Source organism: Pseudomonas sp. SD17-1, from assembly GCF_029201585.1.
In the GTDB taxonomy this organism is placed as follows: domain Bacteria; phylum Pseudomonadota; class Gammaproteobacteria; order Pseudomonadales; family Pseudomonadaceae; genus Aquipseudomonas; species Aquipseudomonas palmensis.
The window spans coordinates 4068885-4085393 of record NZ_CP104044.1 but is presented as its reverse complement, the minus strand read 5'-3'; the positions used below and the strand labels follow the sequence as shown (position 1 = coordinate 4085393).

General features: G+C 61.7%; 10 protein-coding genes. 7 read left to right on the top strand and 3 right to left on the bottom strand.

What is annotated here, in order from left to right; all coding sequences use genetic code 11:
• The first annotated feature begins 214 nt into the window (after nucleotides 1–214).
• Nucleotides 215–1093, top strand: a complete 879-nt coding sequence (locus N0B28_RS18450) for a DUF2242 domain-containing protein (protein WP_275727993.1) — start codon at nucleotides 215–217, stop codon at nucleotides 1091–1093.
• 287 nt (nucleotides 1094–1380) lie between these two features.
• On the opposite strand, the gene N0B28_RS18445 is transcribed toward N0B28_RS18450, so the two are convergent.
• Both N0B28_RS18445 and N0B28_RS18440 read right to left on the bottom strand, forming a co-directional pair.
• The gene (locus N0B28_RS18445) at nucleotides 1381–2421 is read right to left on the bottom strand and encodes an AraC family transcriptional regulator (protein WP_275727991.1); all 1041 of its coding nucleotides are present in this window, start codon (nucleotides 2419–2421) and stop codon (nucleotides 1381–1383) included.
• 3 nt (nucleotides 2422–2424) lie between these two features.
• Nucleotides 2425–3546, bottom strand: coding sequence for a carbon-nitrogen hydrolase family protein (locus tag N0B28_RS18440; RefSeq protein WP_078479725.1), 1122 nt, complete (start codon nucleotides 3544–3546; stop codon nucleotides 2425–2427).
• 188 nt (nucleotides 3547–3734) lie between these two features.
• Between N0B28_RS18440 and N0B28_RS18435 the strand changes: the two genes are divergently transcribed.
• Complete coding sequence (locus tag N0B28_RS18435; RefSeq protein WP_275727988.1) at nucleotides 3735–4871, top strand: hypothetical protein; 1137 nt, start codon at nucleotides 3735–3737, stop codon at nucleotides 4869–4871.
• 17 nt (nucleotides 4872–4888) lie between these two features.
• Nucleotides 4889–5941 (top strand): hypothetical protein, encoded by a 1053-nt coding sequence (locus N0B28_RS18430; protein WP_043862835.1) that lies wholly within the window; start codon nucleotides 4889–4891, stop codon nucleotides 5939–5941.
• Between the two features lie 25 nt (nucleotides 5942–5966).
• Here the strand turns inward: N0B28_RS18430 and N0B28_RS18425 are convergent, their stop codons facing one another.
• Nucleotides 5967–6347 (bottom strand): RidA family protein, encoded by a 381-nt coding sequence (locus N0B28_RS18425; protein ID WP_043862834.1) that lies wholly within the window; start codon nucleotides 6345–6347, stop codon nucleotides 5967–5969.
• A 468-nt stretch (nucleotides 6348–6815) separates the two neighbouring features.
• Here N0B28_RS18425 and N0B28_RS18420 point away from each other — a divergent pair, with 468 nt between their 5' ends.
• The 4 genes from N0B28_RS18420 (at nucleotide 6816) to N0B28_RS18405 (ending at nucleotide 15446) form a co-directional block, all read left to right on the top strand.
• Nucleotides 6816–7334, top strand: a complete 519-nt coding sequence (locus N0B28_RS18420) for an Hcp family type VI secretion system effector (protein WP_043859617.1) — start codon at nucleotides 6816–6818, stop codon at nucleotides 7332–7334.
• A gap of 87 nt (nucleotides 7335–7421) precedes the next feature.
• On the top strand, nucleotides 7422–10379 hold the full coding sequence (gene tssI, locus N0B28_RS18415; protein WP_275727980.1) for a type VI secretion system tip protein TssI/VgrG: 2958 nt from the start codon (nucleotides 7422–7424) through the stop codon (nucleotides 10377–10379).
• Nucleotides 10376–15139 (top strand): RHS repeat-associated core domain-containing protein, encoded by a 4764-nt coding sequence (locus tag N0B28_RS18410; RefSeq protein ID WP_275727977.1) that lies wholly within the window; start codon nucleotides 10376–10378, stop codon nucleotides 15137–15139. Before tssI ends, N0B28_RS18410 begins: the two co-directional genes overlap by 4 nt.
• Nucleotides 15140–15146: 7 nt before the next feature.
• Nucleotides 15147–15446: a hypothetical protein gene (locus N0B28_RS18405; protein ID WP_146095030.1), complete on the top strand. Its 300-nt coding sequence runs from the start codon at nucleotides 15147–15149 to the stop codon at nucleotides 15444–15446.
• Nucleotides 15447–16509 lie beyond the last annotated feature (1063 nt).

The following is a 16509-nucleotide window of genomic DNA, read 5'->3' as shown; positions in this document are numbered from 1 at the left end:
AGGTGTAGCGGGGAGTCAGACATTTCCCGGTATGACGTGGGAAAGCTGGTTAAATAGTGAGCGAAAAAAATCGCGACCAATGGTTCAGGACGGCTGTGTAGTGCAGACCAGCCGCTGTGCAGGTGAAATTTAGTGCCGGATCGCCCGGTTGCGGTTTCAGTCATCTGCGGATGTGATGCACAATAGGCGCCGACCGTTTTTCGCAGGATTTTCAATGTCAAAGTCAACCGTCTTCACTGCGCTCGGGCTGGCCCTTGTGCTGGCGGGCGTTGCCGGCTGTTCCTCGAAGAAAGCCGCCATCTACGAACACGAGAACTTCGACGACTCGGGCACCTTCTCGCGCAGCTTTCCGGTCAGCGAAGCAGGTACCTGCGAGGCTGCCCGGCGCGCGCTGCTCAGCCAGGGCTACATCATCACCACCAGCGAACCGGGCCAGGTCAATGGCAACAAGAGCTTCCAGCAGACGGGCGACTCGCACCTGCAGATCAGCTTCAACGTGGTCTGTGCCAACGACACCGGTTCCGGTCAGCGCTCGACCATGTTCGCCAATGCCCTGCAGGACCGTTATGCGCTGAAAAAATCCAACACTTCGGCCAGCCTCGGGGTGGGTGTGCTGGGGTCGGTGTCGATGCCGATCGGCTCGTCGGACGACTCCATGGTCAAAGTGGCCAGCGAAACGGTGACCTCGCCCAAGTTCTACGAGCGCTACTTTGCGTTGGTCGAGAGTTTCCTGCCCAAGCCGAGCAAGAAGGCAAAGGTCGAGCCCAAGGCCGAACCCGCCAAGCCGGCTCTCGACCTGGGAGTGCCCGAACCTGCGCCTGCTGCGCCAAGCGCTCCGGCCGTCGAGGCCGCGCCGGCGCAGGCTCCGGCCCCTGCGGCACCTGCCGAGGTTGCAGCGCCGGTGGTGGCGGTACCGGCAGCGCAAGCGCCGGCTGCACCGCTGGTCGACGACAGCAAGAGCTCGCAGCCTGTGGCGCCGCCCCAGGATGCGGCGCCGATCACGGTCGAACAGACTGCACCGGCCACCGAGCCTGCCGCCGCACCGGCGCAGCCTCCAGCGGCCCCGACGCCCGACGCGCCTGCTCCGCTGTGACGCATCGGATAAATCATCGATTGCCTGCTACGTTTATCTCAATGGGCTGAGCGCTTGTAATTTTCGCTGGCTTGCCAGCGAAGGGCGAGCCACCTTGCGCCAGCCTGTCACGTCACGGTCATTTTTTCTTCACCTGGGCACTTTAGGGTGAAGCACGACTCAATGACATGATCGAGAAAACCAAGGAGCAGGCAATGGACGACTATCAAGAAGAACTGCTGGAATACCGCGCATTCGAACTCGACCCGCCAGAGCCGGCCGAAGACGCTACCGAGCTCTGATCGGGCTCATGCGCCCCGCCGCTGGCTGCGGCGAAAGTCCCCCGGCGTCACGCCGTTCCAGCGCTTGAATGCGCGCTGGAAGGCCTCTGCCGACGCAAACCCCAGCAGGTAGGCTATTTCGCCAAAGGCCAGCTCCGTGTCGCGGATGTAGGTCACAGCCAGATCGCTGCGCGTGTCGTTCAGAATCGCCCGAAACTGCGTGCCTTCCTCGGTTAGCTTGCGCCGCAGGGTCCAAGTGGGCAGTTGCAGCTGCGCCGCCACTTCACCCAGGTCCGGTTCACGTCCGCCGTTGAGCAACGGCCCCAGCAGATGGGCGATACGCTCAGCCAGGCTGCGCATGCGCGTGCGCTCCGCCAGTTCCTGCTCGCATAGCTGCAACAGGTGCTGCCAGGTGCTGGGGCAATGGGCCGGGTTGCGCAGCGCCAGGCTGGCGCGGTCCAGGCGCAACTGATTATGTGTAGCCCCGAACTGCACCGGGCTGCTGCACAGGGCCTGGTAACGGTCGGCATAGGCGGGCGCGCAAAACTCGATCTCCATGCGCTCCGCCTGCACTGCCACCCCCACCAGCCCCGACAGTTGTGCCAGCCAGCCGGCCAGTACCGAGTCGACCACGAAGCGGTTGTAGTCGTTGTACGGGCTGATCGAATAGAAGCGCAGCCAGGCGCCCTGATTGTCCTCATGGAGGCTGGACTGGCCACGGTAGTTGGCGGCGTACAGCGGCTCGAAACGCACCAGCGTACGCGCGGCCTCGCCCAGAGTAGGGGCCTGGGCGGCGGCTACACCGGCCAGGCCGGCCTGGTTCAGGCGGCTTAGGCGGCCCATGTGCAAGCCCAGCGCCGGTTCGTTGCTGAGTGCAATGGCGGCATGCCCCAGGTGCATGTAGCGCGGAATCGACAGGCGCGCACCGGCTTCGGCCAGCCGTGCAGGCACAAGCCCGTAGCGTTGCAGAAGGGGGGCCGGATCATGCCCCAGTTGCTGCAGCGCCTGCGCAAGGCTCTGGATGAACCCCACCGACAGATCCCCCAGGCGTACCCGTGGTCGGTTCATCGGTTACAGCCAGAGGTTGAGCAGGCGCGCGCCGGGATGACTGCTGGCACTGACGTAGTGCCCGTCGCGGCTGGTGAAGCCCAGGCCGTCGCCGGCAATTTCCCAGAACTGGCCGCGCAGGAACACGCTCAGCAGGGCGGTATCGGCGCTTTGGCCGTGGCCGATCAGGCGCTGCCAGGCCTGGCCTTCCTCGACCTGGCCGGCCTTGAGCGGCAGGCTCACGGCCATCGGCTGGTGGCGGTTGCCGCGCCAGGGGGCGGTCCAGCTGTCTCGGCCGCTGATGAAGGCGGGTACCGCGATCAGTTGTGCCGACTGCGCGGCCAGTTGCTGGTAGTTGGCCGGGTACCAGCTGTCGCTGCCCACCAATACGCCGAGGCGGCCTGCGGGTGTATCGAATACTTGCAGCGGATAGGCATCGCCGCTGCGGATGAAGCGGCGCACTTCACTGTCGGGGTATTGCTGGCGTTGCGGCTGGCCGATCACCTTGCCGTCGCTGGCGAATACCACGCCGTTGTTGTACAGCGCGCCGCTGCCGCTGTGAAGGATGCCTTGCTCTGCATACGGGGTGGGCAGCACGATGGAACCGGCCACCAGGGTCACGCCGAACTCCCTGGCCAGGCCGCCGAACAGTTGCTGGTAGTCGGCTGCCATCTGCGTGGCCTTCATGCGCAGGTGCGCATCGGCGCGGCGGTCGTCGCCCTCGGCGTTGAACATGGCCAGCCCGTAGCGCAGCGGGTTGCTCAGCTCCAGCCATTGCCAGGCCTCCTGCAGGCGGGTGACCTGGTACAGCTCTTTCTTTTCGCCGCGGGCCCACAGCCAGGTGCCGATATGCTCGGGCAGCACCACGATCGTGCGCGGGCCGACCAGGCCCTGGGTGCGAGCGTGTTCAAGGTAGGCGGCGAGCTTGCGGTGCAGCAGGGCCAGGTTCTGGTAGTCGCCCGGATACAGCAGTGGCTCGATGCCCAGCAGATTGCCCTTGTCGGCGGGCACGCCCTGGTTCAGCGCCACTTCAACACGAAGGTCGGACAGGTAGTGGCCGGCCGGGCGTTGTTCGGTCCACAGGCCATAGCCCAGGAGCATGGCAGTCAGAACAAGCGCCAGGGCGCCAAGCAGAAGTTTTCGCATGGAATCAGATGTATGTCCGCAGTTGCGTCGAGGGTACTGGAAACAGGGGGTTGGTGAAACATATCCTGCTCGCACTGGGCCCTGAGCCGAAGCATAGGACAGCTGCAGGCGTCTTAAATACTGGCGCACTTGCTATTTGCCATGGCGGATCTATCGTCGTTGTTACAGCCTTCCAAAGGATTGGCATCATGACGATACGGCTGGTCAGACTGCTGGTCATGGGCGGGGCCGCGCTGCTCGCATCCTGTGCGCTGTTCAACCCTTATGTGCAGAGTATCGCGCCTGAAACAAAGACTGCCACTGGCTCGCAACTGGCCAGCAAGATCCGCATGGAGCTCCAGGGCAAGACCAACGGATTGGCCTACTGGCAGTCGGGATCGTCATTGGCGCTGGCAGGTGCGCTGGGTCTTGGGGGCTACAAGGCCGTCACTGCAGGCAACGGTCACCAGGTGGCAGCGCTTGCGGCTGGCAGTGCATCGCTCTATGGTTTTTCCGCTGCGCAGTACAAACCCACCAGAGAGCAGCTTTATCACCGTGGCGTGCAAGCGGTGATGTGTGTCGAGTCGATATACGAGCGGGCCAGCCTGGAGGAGGGTAACGAGCTGATAAGGCGCATCGCCCAGCTGAAGGCTGGCTCTGGAGCCGTGTCGATTACCAATGCCTACTCGTTGTATGGCGCGATTTCCAGGGCGAAGGCATTCGACAGGGTGTACAAGGAGAAACTGGTCGAAATCGTCGCGGCGCTCAACAACTACCTGGCTGCATTGCAGCCTGCCCCTGAGGTGACGTACCGGATCATCTCCGACGCGATCGGGTCACGGCCGGTTCCCCCGCCGGACGGCACGAAGAACGCGTGGTCAGCCGGCCTGGCGCCTATTTCCATCAATGGACGTTTCAACGCCCAGCAGCAGCTCCAGGCAGCCTTGCTGGCCGATGAGGCCAATGAATGGATTGCGCGCATCTACACCACTGCACCGGGCTTTGACAGTGATGCTCCCGGTTGCAACCCGTTTCAGGGGCAAGTGCCCTCGATCAAAGGGCTGCCATCCGGATCCACACTGGACATGGTGGCAGGCGGGCAGGAGCGCTTTCTGATCCTGAACTCCTCCGGCGACCTGCGCATCACCTACGCAACTCAGGACTCATCCGATCAGGGCGCTGCCGAAATCAGATTGATTACTGAAAACAGAAGCTACTGGGTGGAGGTCAAGGCGCTCAGGCAGACCCAGAAACCGCTGAAGGCCTATCTGACGGATAGCCAGAAGGGCGAAGTCACCATCGACTTCTATATCAGTATCTCCGCCGCTCCTGCGGCTGGTCCTTGAGCTGGGGGGGATCGAGAATGTCTGGCGCAACGGTACTGTCCGGGCTTGCTGCGGGCTTTCTGCTCGCCGCGTCAATGGCTTCAGGCGCCGAGGATTGCGGTACGCCTGGCACACTGACCAGCAGCAAGGGTGATTCCCGAGTGTTGGTGACGCGAGTGTTCAAGGATGGCTCGATCGCCGTGCGTGCGCGGCTGGCAGTGAATCCGGATGGTGGCAAGGGCGCCTACACCGTTGGCGATCATGGGTTCACCTATATCGCCAACGGCCTTTCGATCATGCGCAAAGGTGTCCGCTATCGATGCGACCTTGATTGCCGAAACGCTTTTCTGAAGGCTGAACTCAAAGGGTTTGCCGAGCACACGCCCGAGTTCTGCGTGTATGCCATGGAAGTCGAGCCCTTTGCGCCAGGGCAGGCCAGAACATCCTGCGGCAATGGGCGCTACCTCATCGGAAATGGCAAGGGCCGCCTGCGCAAGGGGCCGCTGCTTGACACCGTGAGCGGCGCCACGGTGCAGAGCTATGTTTCCACCACCTCATTGCGCCACAAGGTGGATGGCCAGGTGCAGCCTCTGGACTCCGAGACACTGCCCATAGCGGTGGCCGCCAAGGCGAGCATGCTGGGATCGATCGTCTGGGTCGCAGGCAAGGGCCTGCACGGCACGTTCGCGCTTGTGGGCGAAAGCGGGCCGGCTTTTGGCGAAGGCTCAATCGCGCTGCACCAGTTGTTGCACACCAATGCAATCACCGCGCAGGCATCCGGCCCTATCCCTGTGGGGCAGCGCTGCAGCGCTGTCGAGTCAGGCCTGACGCCCCCTTTTCGGTCCTCCCCGGACAAACCAGGGGACGGCTGCCGGAAAGGGCGAGCAGCCAGCAGCGCCAGCGATATCCGTGCCTACAACGGTATCAGCGAGCCGGTCGATTTCGTCGTGCTTGGCCAGGCCGGATTCTCCCGCAAAGGCGGGTTGATCGAGCAGACAGTGACCCGGCAGTCGATCGATGAGGCGGCTGCGCGAGCCGGCTATACCCAGCAGCGTATCCGTCAGATGCTGGCCTGCCTGCCGCGGTCCTGAGCCAGGTGACCGCCTACGGCTGGTCTCAGCCCTTGGCCGCCATGGCCGTCACTTCCACGCGCATGCCTTCGACCGCAAGGGCGGCCACGCCAACTGCGGCCCGCACTGGCCATGGTTTGGCGAAAAAGCGCTGGTACACTGCATTGAAGGCGGCGCGGTCGGCCATGTCGGTGAGGTAGATGGTCAGGTGCATGACCCTGTCCATCGAGCTGCCGGCGCGCTCCAGTGCCACCTTCAGGGCTTGCAGGGTGCATTCGCTCTGCAGGGTGATGTCGCCCAGTTCCAGGCTGCCGTCTGCCCGGGTCGGGATCTGGGTGGAGACCAGCACGCCGCCGAAACCGACAACGTCGGAGGAGATGGAGTCGGCATCGAGATCGGGAACGAAGGTGAGGTCGTGGTTGGCCATGGGCAGCTCTCGTTTGAGGGGGGGACAAGTTGGCCGACAGTTTACAGGGTCATGGCGCATGAGGTGCGATGGCGAGCGCATTCAGTCGTCAGTGAGTGGGTGCCTGTCGGCGACGATCGATCGGTCAGTCGACGCTCGTTTTGCCTCTTGAAATGCTCGCGGCCGATTTCCCCAACTGCGCAACTTCTTGCGCACTCAAATGTGGATAACCCTGTGCATACATTGCTGCGGGCCATAATAAACGTGGTCTGCAGCCAACTGCGCAACTTCTTGCACAGTACTGCGCAAGAAGTTGCGCACTTTTTCGGGTTTTCTCGCGTAAAAGTGCTCAAAAAACGTACAGTAAAAACACAAGCTACTGATTAACAACAACTAAATTTAAGTTGGCACGGGTCTTGAACTGTCTCCTTGCAGCCGCACGGCATTTTTCGCCTGTCCGGCTTCACTTTTTGCAAGGAGCAAACCCCCATGGCAACACCTGCCTACATGTCCGTCACCGGCACCAAACAAGGCCTGATCACCGCCGGTGCCTTCACCGCCGATTCGGTCGGCAACACCTACCAGGAAGGCCACGAAGACCAGGTCATGGTCCAGGGCTTCAACCACGAAGTGATCATCCCGCGCGACCCGCAGTCCGGTCAGCCGACCGGCCAGCGCGTGCACAAGCCGGTGGTCATCACCAAGGTCTTCGACAAGGCGTCGCCCCTGCTGCTGGCCGCGCTGACCTCCGGCGAGCGCCTGACCGAAATCGTCATCCACTGGTACCGCACCTCGGCGGCCGGCACCCAGGAGCACTATTTCACCACCAAGCTCGAAGACGCGATCATCGTCGACATCAAGGACTACATGCACAACTGCCAGGACCCGGCCAACGCGCACTTCACCCACCTCGAAGACGTGCACTTCACCTACCGCAAGATCACCTGGACCCACGAAGTGTCCGGTACCTCCGGCTCGGACGACTGGCGTACCCCGGTCGCCGGCTAAGCCTGCGTTAGTTCACTGCCCCGGCCAGCCAGCATGGCCGGCCGGGGCAGCCTGTCACCCCAGTTTTTGCAGCGGGAGGAACATCGGATGTTCTCAGCGGCCAACCAGCCCCATTTCACCCTGACCCTGGACGGGGTCGACAGCGACTTTCAGGTGCTGTCGTTCAGCGGGCGCGAAGCGCTCAGCCAGCCGTTCGAATTCGAACTGGAGCTGGTCAGTGAACGGGCGTCGCTGAACCTCGAATCCCTCCTGCACACGCTCGCCTTCCTGCAGCTGTCGCCCAGCGGCAGCGGCATTCACGGGCTGGTCTACAGCGCCGCGCAGGGCGAAGCCGGGCGGCGCCTGTCGCGCTACCGGCTGGTGCTGCGCCCGCAGCTGGCGTACCTGGCGCACCGCATCAACCAGCGCATCTTCCAGCACAAGACGGTGCCGCAGATCATCGCCCAGGTGCTCGAAGAGCACGGCATCCTCGCCAGCGACCACCGCTTCGTGCTCGGCGCGGTGTACCCCGAGCGGGTGTACTGCGTGCAGTACGATGAGTCCGACCTGCACTTCATCCAGCGCCTGTGCGAGGAGGAGGGCATCCACTACCACTTCCAGCACAGCCCGCAGGGCCATGCGCTGGTGTTCGGCGACGACCAGACCGTATTCCCCACGCTGGCCCCGGTGGCCTACCAGCAGGACACCGGGCTGGTGGCCGACGTGCCGGTGATCAAGCGCTTCGGCCTGCGCCTGGCCACGCGCACCAGCCGCACCACGCGGCGCGACTACGACTTCACCAAACCGCGCATCCAGCTCGAAAGCGACGCCGACAGCGGTGCTGCGCCGGACCTGGAAGACTACGACTACCCGGCGCGCTTCAGCGACCGCGCGCGCGGCAAGCACCTGGCCACCCGCGCCCTGGAGCGCCACCGCAGCGACTACCGCCTGGTCGAGGGCCGCAGCGACCAGCCGAGCCTGGTCAGCGGGCATTTTCTGAGCCTGACCGAGCATGCCAACCCGGCCTGGAACGACCTGTGGCTGCTCACCGAAATCATCCACGAAGGCAAGCAGCCGCAGGTGCTCGAGGAGGTGATCAGCAGCGACGTCACCGACCTCAAGGACGACTTCCACCAGGGCTATCGCAACCGCTTCTGCGCCACGCCGTGGGAGGTGCCGTATCGACCGCCGCTGAGGCATCCCAAGCCCAAAGTGCTGGGTGCGCAACGTGCTGTAGTGACCGGCCCGGAAGGCGAAGAGATCTATTGCGACGAGTACGGCCGGGTCAAGGTGCAGTTCTTCTGGGACCGCGAAGGCCAGTCGGACGACAAGACCACCTGCTGGATGCGCGTGGCCTCCAACTGGGCCAGCCAGAGCAGCTTCGGCGCCATCTCGCTGCCGCGTATCGGCATGGAGGTGCTGATCACCTTTCTGGAAGGCGACCCCGACCAGCCGCTGATCACCGGTTGCCTGTATCACGGCGCCAACCTGCCGCCGTACCGGCTGCCCGATTTCAAGACCCTGGCCACGGTCAAGAGCAAGGAATACAAGGGCAGCCGCAGCAACGAGCTGCGCATCGACGACACCACCAGCGAGATCAGCATCGCGTTGCGCAGCGACCACGGCGCCAGCGCGATCAACCTGGGCTACCTGACCCATCCACGCCCCTCGGGCGGCCAGCCGCGCGGTGAGGGTTTCGAGCTGCGTACCGATCGGCATGGCGCCGTGCGCGCAGCGGCGGGCCTGCTGCTGACCACCGAGCCCCGGCATCACGAAGCCAAGCACCACAAGGACCTGCCCGAAACCGCCGAACGCCTGGCCACCGCCAGCGAGCAGCAGGACGGCTTTGGCCAGCAGGCGCGCGAGGTACAGGCGCAGGAGGCGGGCGACCAGGACGAGGTGGCCAAGGCCCTGCATGCGCAGCACCAGGGCATCGTCGGCAGCGGCCCGACCAACCAGGGCGCCAACGAGTTTCCCGAGTTCAGCGAACCGCACCTGGTGCTGGCCAGCCCGGCGGGCATCGCCCTGACCACGCCGCGCTCGACGCATGTCGCGACCGGTGAACACCTGGCGTTGAGCAGCACCGGGCATACGAGTCTGTCGATCGGCAAGCGGCTGTTGGCCAGTGCCAGCCAGGGCATGCGGTTGTTCGTGCAGAACATGGGCTGGCGGCTGATCGCCGTATCAGGAGATATCGACTTCCGGGCCCTGAAGGACAGCATCAACCTGCTGGCCAAGCTCGACATCACTGCCAATGCCGATCGCATCACGCTGACAGCCAAGACCGAACTGGTGGTGCAGGGCGGCGGCAGTGCCACCACCTACAACGCCAGTGGCATCACCCACGTGACCACCGGGCCGTATACCGCGCACGCGTCGACGTTTGCACACACAGCGCCCAAGAGCCTGGCCGGGACCTTCCCCGAGCCGCCCAAGCCGGGCAAGGGCAACCTGGAGCTGTTCAACCTGTACGCCAATGCCAAGGGCATCCAGGCCGGCGATTACGAAGTGACCGATGCACTGGGCACGGTGCTCAAGGGCAGCCTCGATGGCCAGGGGTTCAATGCCGTGTCGGGGGTGGCACCGGGGCCGGCGTGGGTCAGGTTTGGTCTCGATACGGTCAACACCTGGAGCCTTGGCAGTTTTACCAAGGGCCTGCCCTGGCCGAGCCTGTCGGCCCTTGAAGAGGGCACGCCGTCGATGCTCGGTGCGATGCTCGACAAGCTCAAGCCTGATGTTGGCGGCAGCCTGATCGAAGAGGCCAAGCAACTCGCCGGCAAGGGCATGCATGCAGCAAAGGCCGGCAGTGACTTGCTCAACACCGGCCAAAGCGCGCTCCAAGGTATGCAGCAGATGCGGGGCGCAATGCAGGGCGGCATGGGTGGGCTGGCACAGCGGGTCAGCGCTTCCAGTGCCGTCGGTTCTACGCTGCCTGCCGCCTCGGCGGCGCTGAGTGCGGCGGGCCTGGCCGGCCTGCCAAGGTTGCCAGTACCCAAGCTGGCTGAACTCAAGGCTCACAGCCTGAACACTGTTACCGATTTGCTGCCAGGTGAACTGATCTCATGACTGAACATACCTACGCTTGCGACGACCACTCCCGCGCCTCGCAGGTAGCCATCACCCCGCTTCGCGAAATCCAGATAGAGGACGTTGGTCGTGGCGCCGTGGTCTTCGATGCCTGGCTACGTGAGGTCAGTGCCAGTTTTGCCACCCTCGAGCGCATCAGCGGTGTCGCCGGCAGTGTGCCCATGGCAGGCAATATCATTGCCTTGGTCGACGCGCTGGGTGATGTTGTCGCGCTGGCGCGCAGCAACGTACCTGAGCCCTTTGATTGCGCGAGCTTCGGGCTCAACCTGATTGGTATGGTGGCTTCCCCTGCGAGCATGACCGCAGCACGCATGGCCTTGCGCCCGATGCTGTTCATCGTGCGCCAGGAGGGCAAGCGGGCGCTGGGTGATGCGCTGATAGAGCTGATGGCGGGCCACTTGAATGCTGACATCGTCGGTAGCCTGGATGACTTCGTCGAGCAGTCCCAGGGCAATCTCAAGGAGGCGTTGGCCCAGGCAGCAATTCTGGGCGAACAGATCATTCTCGACATCGCCTCAGGCCTCGGTGCTTTGGTTGCCGGCACTGCTGTGGATGTGGCCAGCCCGGTCTCGGCGCCAGCTGGAAGCCGGCTTGTCCACGACCCGACGGCGAGCATCGACAACTATCTCCGGGCAGCCTTTGATGCCTACAAGGCGGCCGGCAAAGGCATGACCAGTGCTGCTGTGAGCGTTGCACTGGGGGACGAGGGCAAAGCTGGCCTACTGGCGCAGATTGCGCGCCTGCGGGAACTGGCGCCAAAGGTGCGTGCTGAAATCCTTGAACTTTCCGATCCCGGCCGCCCTTGCTCCATTGAAGGCCTGCGCATGAAGCTGGCCAGCAGCGTAGAGCAATGGCGCACGCGCAACCCCCAGGTTGTGGTGGCCAACGTCAAGACCGCAGCCATCAGCATGGCCCAGCACCAGGCTGCCGACGGTAAGGTCGAAACGCAGAAGATGCAGAGCCCGGCGAGCCTGGAGGCCAACCAGTGCAAGAATGGCGCGCCCACCAGCACGTGCAACCGCATCAACTTCGCCTCGGGTAGCGAGACGCTTCAGCACACCGACTTCAGCCTGCCGGGGCCGTTTCCGATCGTGTGGACGCGTACCTATCATTCGCGCCTCGATGCCCTAGACAGCGCCAACCTGGGCGCACGCTGGATCACCGAATTCACCACGTGCATCGATATGCTGGATGACGGCGTGCTGTTCCACGACGTGGATGGCCGCAGCCATGCCTACCCGCTGCCCAAGATCGGTATGTCGCACTATGACCCGGTGGAGTACAACGCCCTGGTGCGCACCACCGACAGTCAGCTGATTCTCATGCGCGGGCTGGGGCGCAAGGAAACCTATGAGCGGGCAGGGGGGCGCTTCCTCCTCACGCATATCGTGCTGCGCAGTGGCGCAGGAGCCACGCTGCATTACGAGCACCGTCATCAGGGGCGCCCGGTACTCTCGGACATCAACACCTACCAGGAGAATGACCCTGCCAAGGTACACCTGCAACTCGGCACCGTGCTTGACGGGCATGGCCGTATCCAGGGGCTCTGGCAGGTGGTCGATGGCAAGCCGCTGCGCCAGCTCTGCGCTTATCACCACGACCGGCTTGGCGACCTGGTAACCGCCCAGGACGAGCATGGCGCTGCCTGGCAGTACGCGTACCAGCACCACCTGATCACGCGCTATACCGACCGTACCGGTCGTGGTCTCAACTTGCGCTGGGACGGCAGCGGCCCTCGCGCCAGGGCCGTGCACGAATGGGCAGACGACAGCAGCTTCGAGACTCGTCTCACCTGGGATGAACACATTCGCCTGACAACGGTGACTGACGCGTATGGCCAGCAGACCCGTCACTATTACGATGCGCAGGGCTACACCTATCGTATCGAGTACCCGGATGGGCGCTCGGAGTGGCTGTTTCGCGACCAGCGCAAGAACCTGATTCGCCACCTTCATGCCGACGGCAGCCAGGATCGTTTTGCCTACGACGAGCGAAGCAACCGGCTGCAACACATTCGTGCCGACCATAGCGTGGTGCATTACGCGTACAGCGACGATGATCAGCTGATCAAGGTTCGGGATGCTGAAGGTGGGCTGTGGCGACGGGACTACGACGAGCGCGGCAACCTGGTAGAGACGGTCGACCCGCTGGGCAACAAGACCGAGTTTGTCTACACCGCCACAGGCCAGGTCAAGGCAATCAAGGATGCTCACGGCAACGAGAAAAAACTCGGGTACAACGAGGCCGGGCAGATGCTCGAATACACCGACTGTTCGGGCAAGACCAGCCAGTGGCACTACAACGAATTCGGGCAACTGGTGGAAACCGCCAATGCGGCGGGCGACAAGACGCAGTACGAATACAAGGCGGGGCAGTTGGCCAAGGTGATTCATCCAGACAAAACCGAAGAGCGCTTCGAGCGTGACGCCGAAGGGCGCTTGCTCGCGCACCTGGATGCGCTGGATCGCTGTACTACCTGGTCCTATACGGCTGCCGGTCTGTTGGCTGAACGGGTGGATGCGAAGGAGCACACGTTGCGCTACCAGTGGGACAGGCTGGGGCGGTTGCTCAGCCTGGAGAACCAGAACGAGAAGTGCGCGTTTTACCAGTACGATGCCATGGGACGTCGAGTGGCAGAAACCGGCTTCGATGGTGTGACCGTCCGTTATCGGTACGACCCCTGCACTGGGCGCCTGGCGAGCAGCCAGGTGGGGCAGCGCCGCATCGATTTGCAGCACGACCGCATGGGTCGGTTGATCGAGCGCACAGCGCACCTTGGCGATCAGCGCCAAACAGAGCGCTTTGCCTACGACGGCAATGGCAAGGTGCTGCAGGCGATCAACGACTCCAGCACACTGCAATGGTTCTATGACGACGCGGGCAACCTGACCCGTGAGCACCAGCATTACCTGGCAACGGGTACGCCGATGGTAGCGGTGTGGCTGCACGAGTACGACGCACTCAACCAGCGAATCGCCACCACGCGCCCGGATGGCCACAAGGTCAGCTGGCTGACTTACGGCAGCGGCCATCTCTTGGACATGCGACTTGACCAGCACGAAATACTGGCTTATGAGCGCGACGATCTGCATCGCGAAGTCGCCCGCCATCAGGGCAACAAACTGACGCAAACGCAGGTATGGGACGCGCTAGGGCGTCCGCAAGAACAGTTGCTCACCAGTCATGACGGCCAATCCATTCTGTGCAAGCGCGAGTATCAATACGACCCGACCGGTCAACTGACAGACATCCTCGATACCCGTCGTGGTCACCTGGCCTACCAGTACGATCCGCTAGGCCGCCTGCTGCAGGCCAACAGCCGCCTGGGTGAAGAAACCTTTGCCTTCGACCCGGCCGGCAACCTGACGGACAAGGCGCGGCAACTGCATCGCCCGCTGGATAACGATGCCAGCTCCCACAAGGTGATGGACAACGTGCTGCGCGAATACGCGGGCAGCCGCTACACGTATGACGAGCGCGGTAACCTTGTGCAACGCTTGCACAACGGGGTGCCTGCCCACTTCAGCTGGGACTTGTTCAATCGCCTGGTGCGCTACAGCGACGACAGGCTCAGTGTGGAATACAGCTATGACGCCCTTGGTCGGCGGTTGCACAAGCATGCCGTCGCCCATTACAAGGACAAGCCCGAGGCCGGCACCGGCTGGAATGCAATGCAGCGCAGCAAGCGTCAGCGCGAGCTGCACTGCGGTTTCACGCTGTACGGATGGGACGGCGAAACCCTGGCCTGGGAAAGCGCATTGCCCCTCGACGAGGGCGACACAGGCCGTACCGTTCACTACCTCTACGAACCGGGCCGCTTCGTGCCGGTGGCTCAAGCGTTGCACAAGCGCTCGATACGCCTGCTCAGGCAACCCGACTGGCAGGGCCGTCAATACGACATCGACCAGGACCCACTCTGGCAGACACTGCCCACTGCGCCAGCGTTCGACGTCATTGCCTGGTACCACTGCGACCACCTGGGCACACCAATGGAAATCACCGACCACAACGGCAATGTTGCCTGGACGGGGCAGTACAAGGTGTGGGGTGAGGTTCGTGAAGAGCGCTCGTCGTGGGCCGCGCAGCATGGCGTGGGCAATCCGATTCGTTTTCAGGGGCAATACCACGACCCTGAAACGGGGCTGCATTACAACCGATTCCGTTACTACGAACCCCGCATGGCGCGCTATGTGTCGAGAGACCCGATCGGGATGCTGGGTGGGTTGAACGTGTACAGCTATGTGAGCAACAAGCCTGTTATGCGGGCTGACCCGTTGGGGCTGTTCGACCTGAACATGCCAGGCGTCGCGGAGCGCGCTTCACTGGGAAGTTGGATGTTGCAGAATGGTGCGACACCGGATGAGGTTTCCCGGGCGATGGCGCCGCCGCCGGCCAAACCTATTATGACGGGGGAGTGTAGGGCTTCTGCTACTGCTGCGGTAGGCACGGGCGTCTCGTTCGGTATGAGTGCAAACGAAAAAACCGGTGCGGCGGGGCAGGTGGCTATACCCGTTATGAGTGTAGGTGCTCGTGCGACTGCTAGTTGCGGTTTCAAATTCTCTGATCCTGACTCGAAGTCGTTGCCGGCGGCAGCGGGAGTTGGGGTAGCGCTAGGTATCATCCAGATTGATGTCACGCAGACCTCGACGTGGCCAGAACTGTATGTAGGTTTCGGGGCAGGAGTGGGGCCTGAGATCAAGACGCCTGCCAGCCCCGCTGTTTCAATTCCATTGTTCTAGGTGGTTTATGTGTGATGTATTGCAGTTCTTCCGTATTTTTTTATTTGTCCTCGGTGGGGTGTTTGTGGCGGCATCCGTCATTTATGCCAATCATTGTTGCAAGAAAAAAGGTATCAATATGAATACCTTTTCAGGCCTTTTTGAAATGTGGGGCATGGTCTTCAGGTTTGAAAACAAAAAACTGTCGATATTGATGCTGACAGCCGCCTTTGGGGGGCTGTGCGTAGCAGTCATTATTCTCGTGTTAACTTTGTGGGGGCAGAGCCAGGGGTGCATTTTTCCAATCAATGACAGATCAATGCGTTAAACATATGGATCGGAAGCCATCATGTGGTTTGGAGGTTTCTGATCCTGATGCAAAGGAGTCAACGTAGGTGTGGGAGTAGGAATGGCGTTGATTCAGGGGTGTTTTAGGCAACCCTCAACCAGTCCGAGCTTTATGTTTATGGGGTGGCCCTGAAGTTAAAGCTCCTGCCGGTCCAGGTGTTACGTTTTTTTAGGTAGTAGGTTATGTGCGACGTAATACAGTTCGTTCGGATTCTTTTGTTTGTTATTTGTTGGGTTTTGTTGGTTTCTGCTGTGTTGTATGCAAGCTCGTACAGTAAAAAATGGCATCAACATGAATACGTTCTCAGGTATGTTAGAGGTGTGGGGCAAGGTTTTTAAGTTTGAGAGCAGGAAGCTGTCCATCCTCCTGCTGACTGCGGCCTATGGGGGGCAGCTATAGGTATCGTTATTCTTGCGTTGACAGTATGGGGGCAGAGCCATGGGTGCGACTTTAAACTTAATTATAGATCAATGCGGTAAGCAATCGAGTTGATGAAAGGCGGAGTGTAGGTAGGGGCTTAGGTAGTTGCCGAGGGCGCATGATCCTGATCAGGTTTAGGCGAAGGTACCGCGTCGAAGGCGCAACGCGTTAAACTGCCGCCGACAACCGCCACTGCGACATTAACAAGGGACCCTTAGATGACGACATTCACTTATCAGGACGGCCAGTACGTCGAAGTTGCTGGGGCGCACCTCTATTCCTCACTGTAATAATTCCACTGAAGGATTGAGGGTGTATTGTGTGTTTTTGGATGGCTTTATTGATAGAAACAATTTCTGGTTTTTGTTTGGGGTGGTTTTTTTAACGGTTTTTTATGCGAATTCTTACTGCAAGCGTAATGGCATAAATATGAATACCTTAGCAGGGCTTTTTGAGATTTATAGGCATGCTTTTTCATTTAAAAATAAGATGCTTTCGTGTGTGGTCCTTACAACTGTTTACGGCGGAGCAGCCGCAGGAGTCGGGCTAGCTTCTCTGGTGTTTTACGCGCGATCTCAGGGGTGTGCGCTTGATGTAGTGGTTCACTTAGGGTGAGTGGAAG

Coding starts and splice junctions, on each gene's coding strand:
- tssI (WP_275727980.1), top strand. CDS start 7,422: ATGTTCTCAGCGGCCAACCAGCCCCATTTCACCCTGACCCTGGACGGG.
- N0B28_RS18435 (WP_275727988.1), top strand. CDS start 3,735: ATGACGATACGGCTGGTCAGACTGCTGGTCATGGGCGGGGCCGCGCTG.
- N0B28_RS18440 (WP_078479725.1), bottom strand. CDS start 3,546: ATGCGAAAACTTCTGCTTGGCGCCCTGGCGCTTGTTCTGACTGCCATG.
- N0B28_RS18445 (WP_275727991.1), bottom strand. CDS start 2,421: ATGAACCGACCACGGGTACGCCTGGGGGATCTGTCGGTGGGGTTCATC.
- N0B28_RS18420 (WP_043859617.1), top strand. CDS start 6,816: ATGGCAACACCTGCCTACATGTCCGTCACCGGCACCAAACAAGGCCTG.
- N0B28_RS18405 (WP_146095030.1), top strand. CDS start 15,147: ATGTGTGATGTATTGCAGTTCTTCCGTATTTTTTTATTTGTCCTCGGT.
- N0B28_RS18425 (WP_043862834.1), bottom strand. CDS start 6,347: ATGGCCAACCACGACCTCACCTTCGTTCCCGATCTCGATGCCGACTCC.
- N0B28_RS18410 (WP_275727977.1), top strand. CDS start 10,376: ATGACTGAACATACCTACGCTTGCGACGACCACTCCCGCGCCTCGCAG.
- N0B28_RS18430 (WP_043862835.1), top strand. CDS start 4,889: ATGTCTGGCGCAACGGTACTGTCCGGGCTTGCTGCGGGCTTTCTGCTC.
- N0B28_RS18450 (WP_275727993.1), top strand. CDS start 215: ATGTCAAAGTCAACCGTCTTCACTGCGCTCGGGCTGGCCCTTGTGCTG.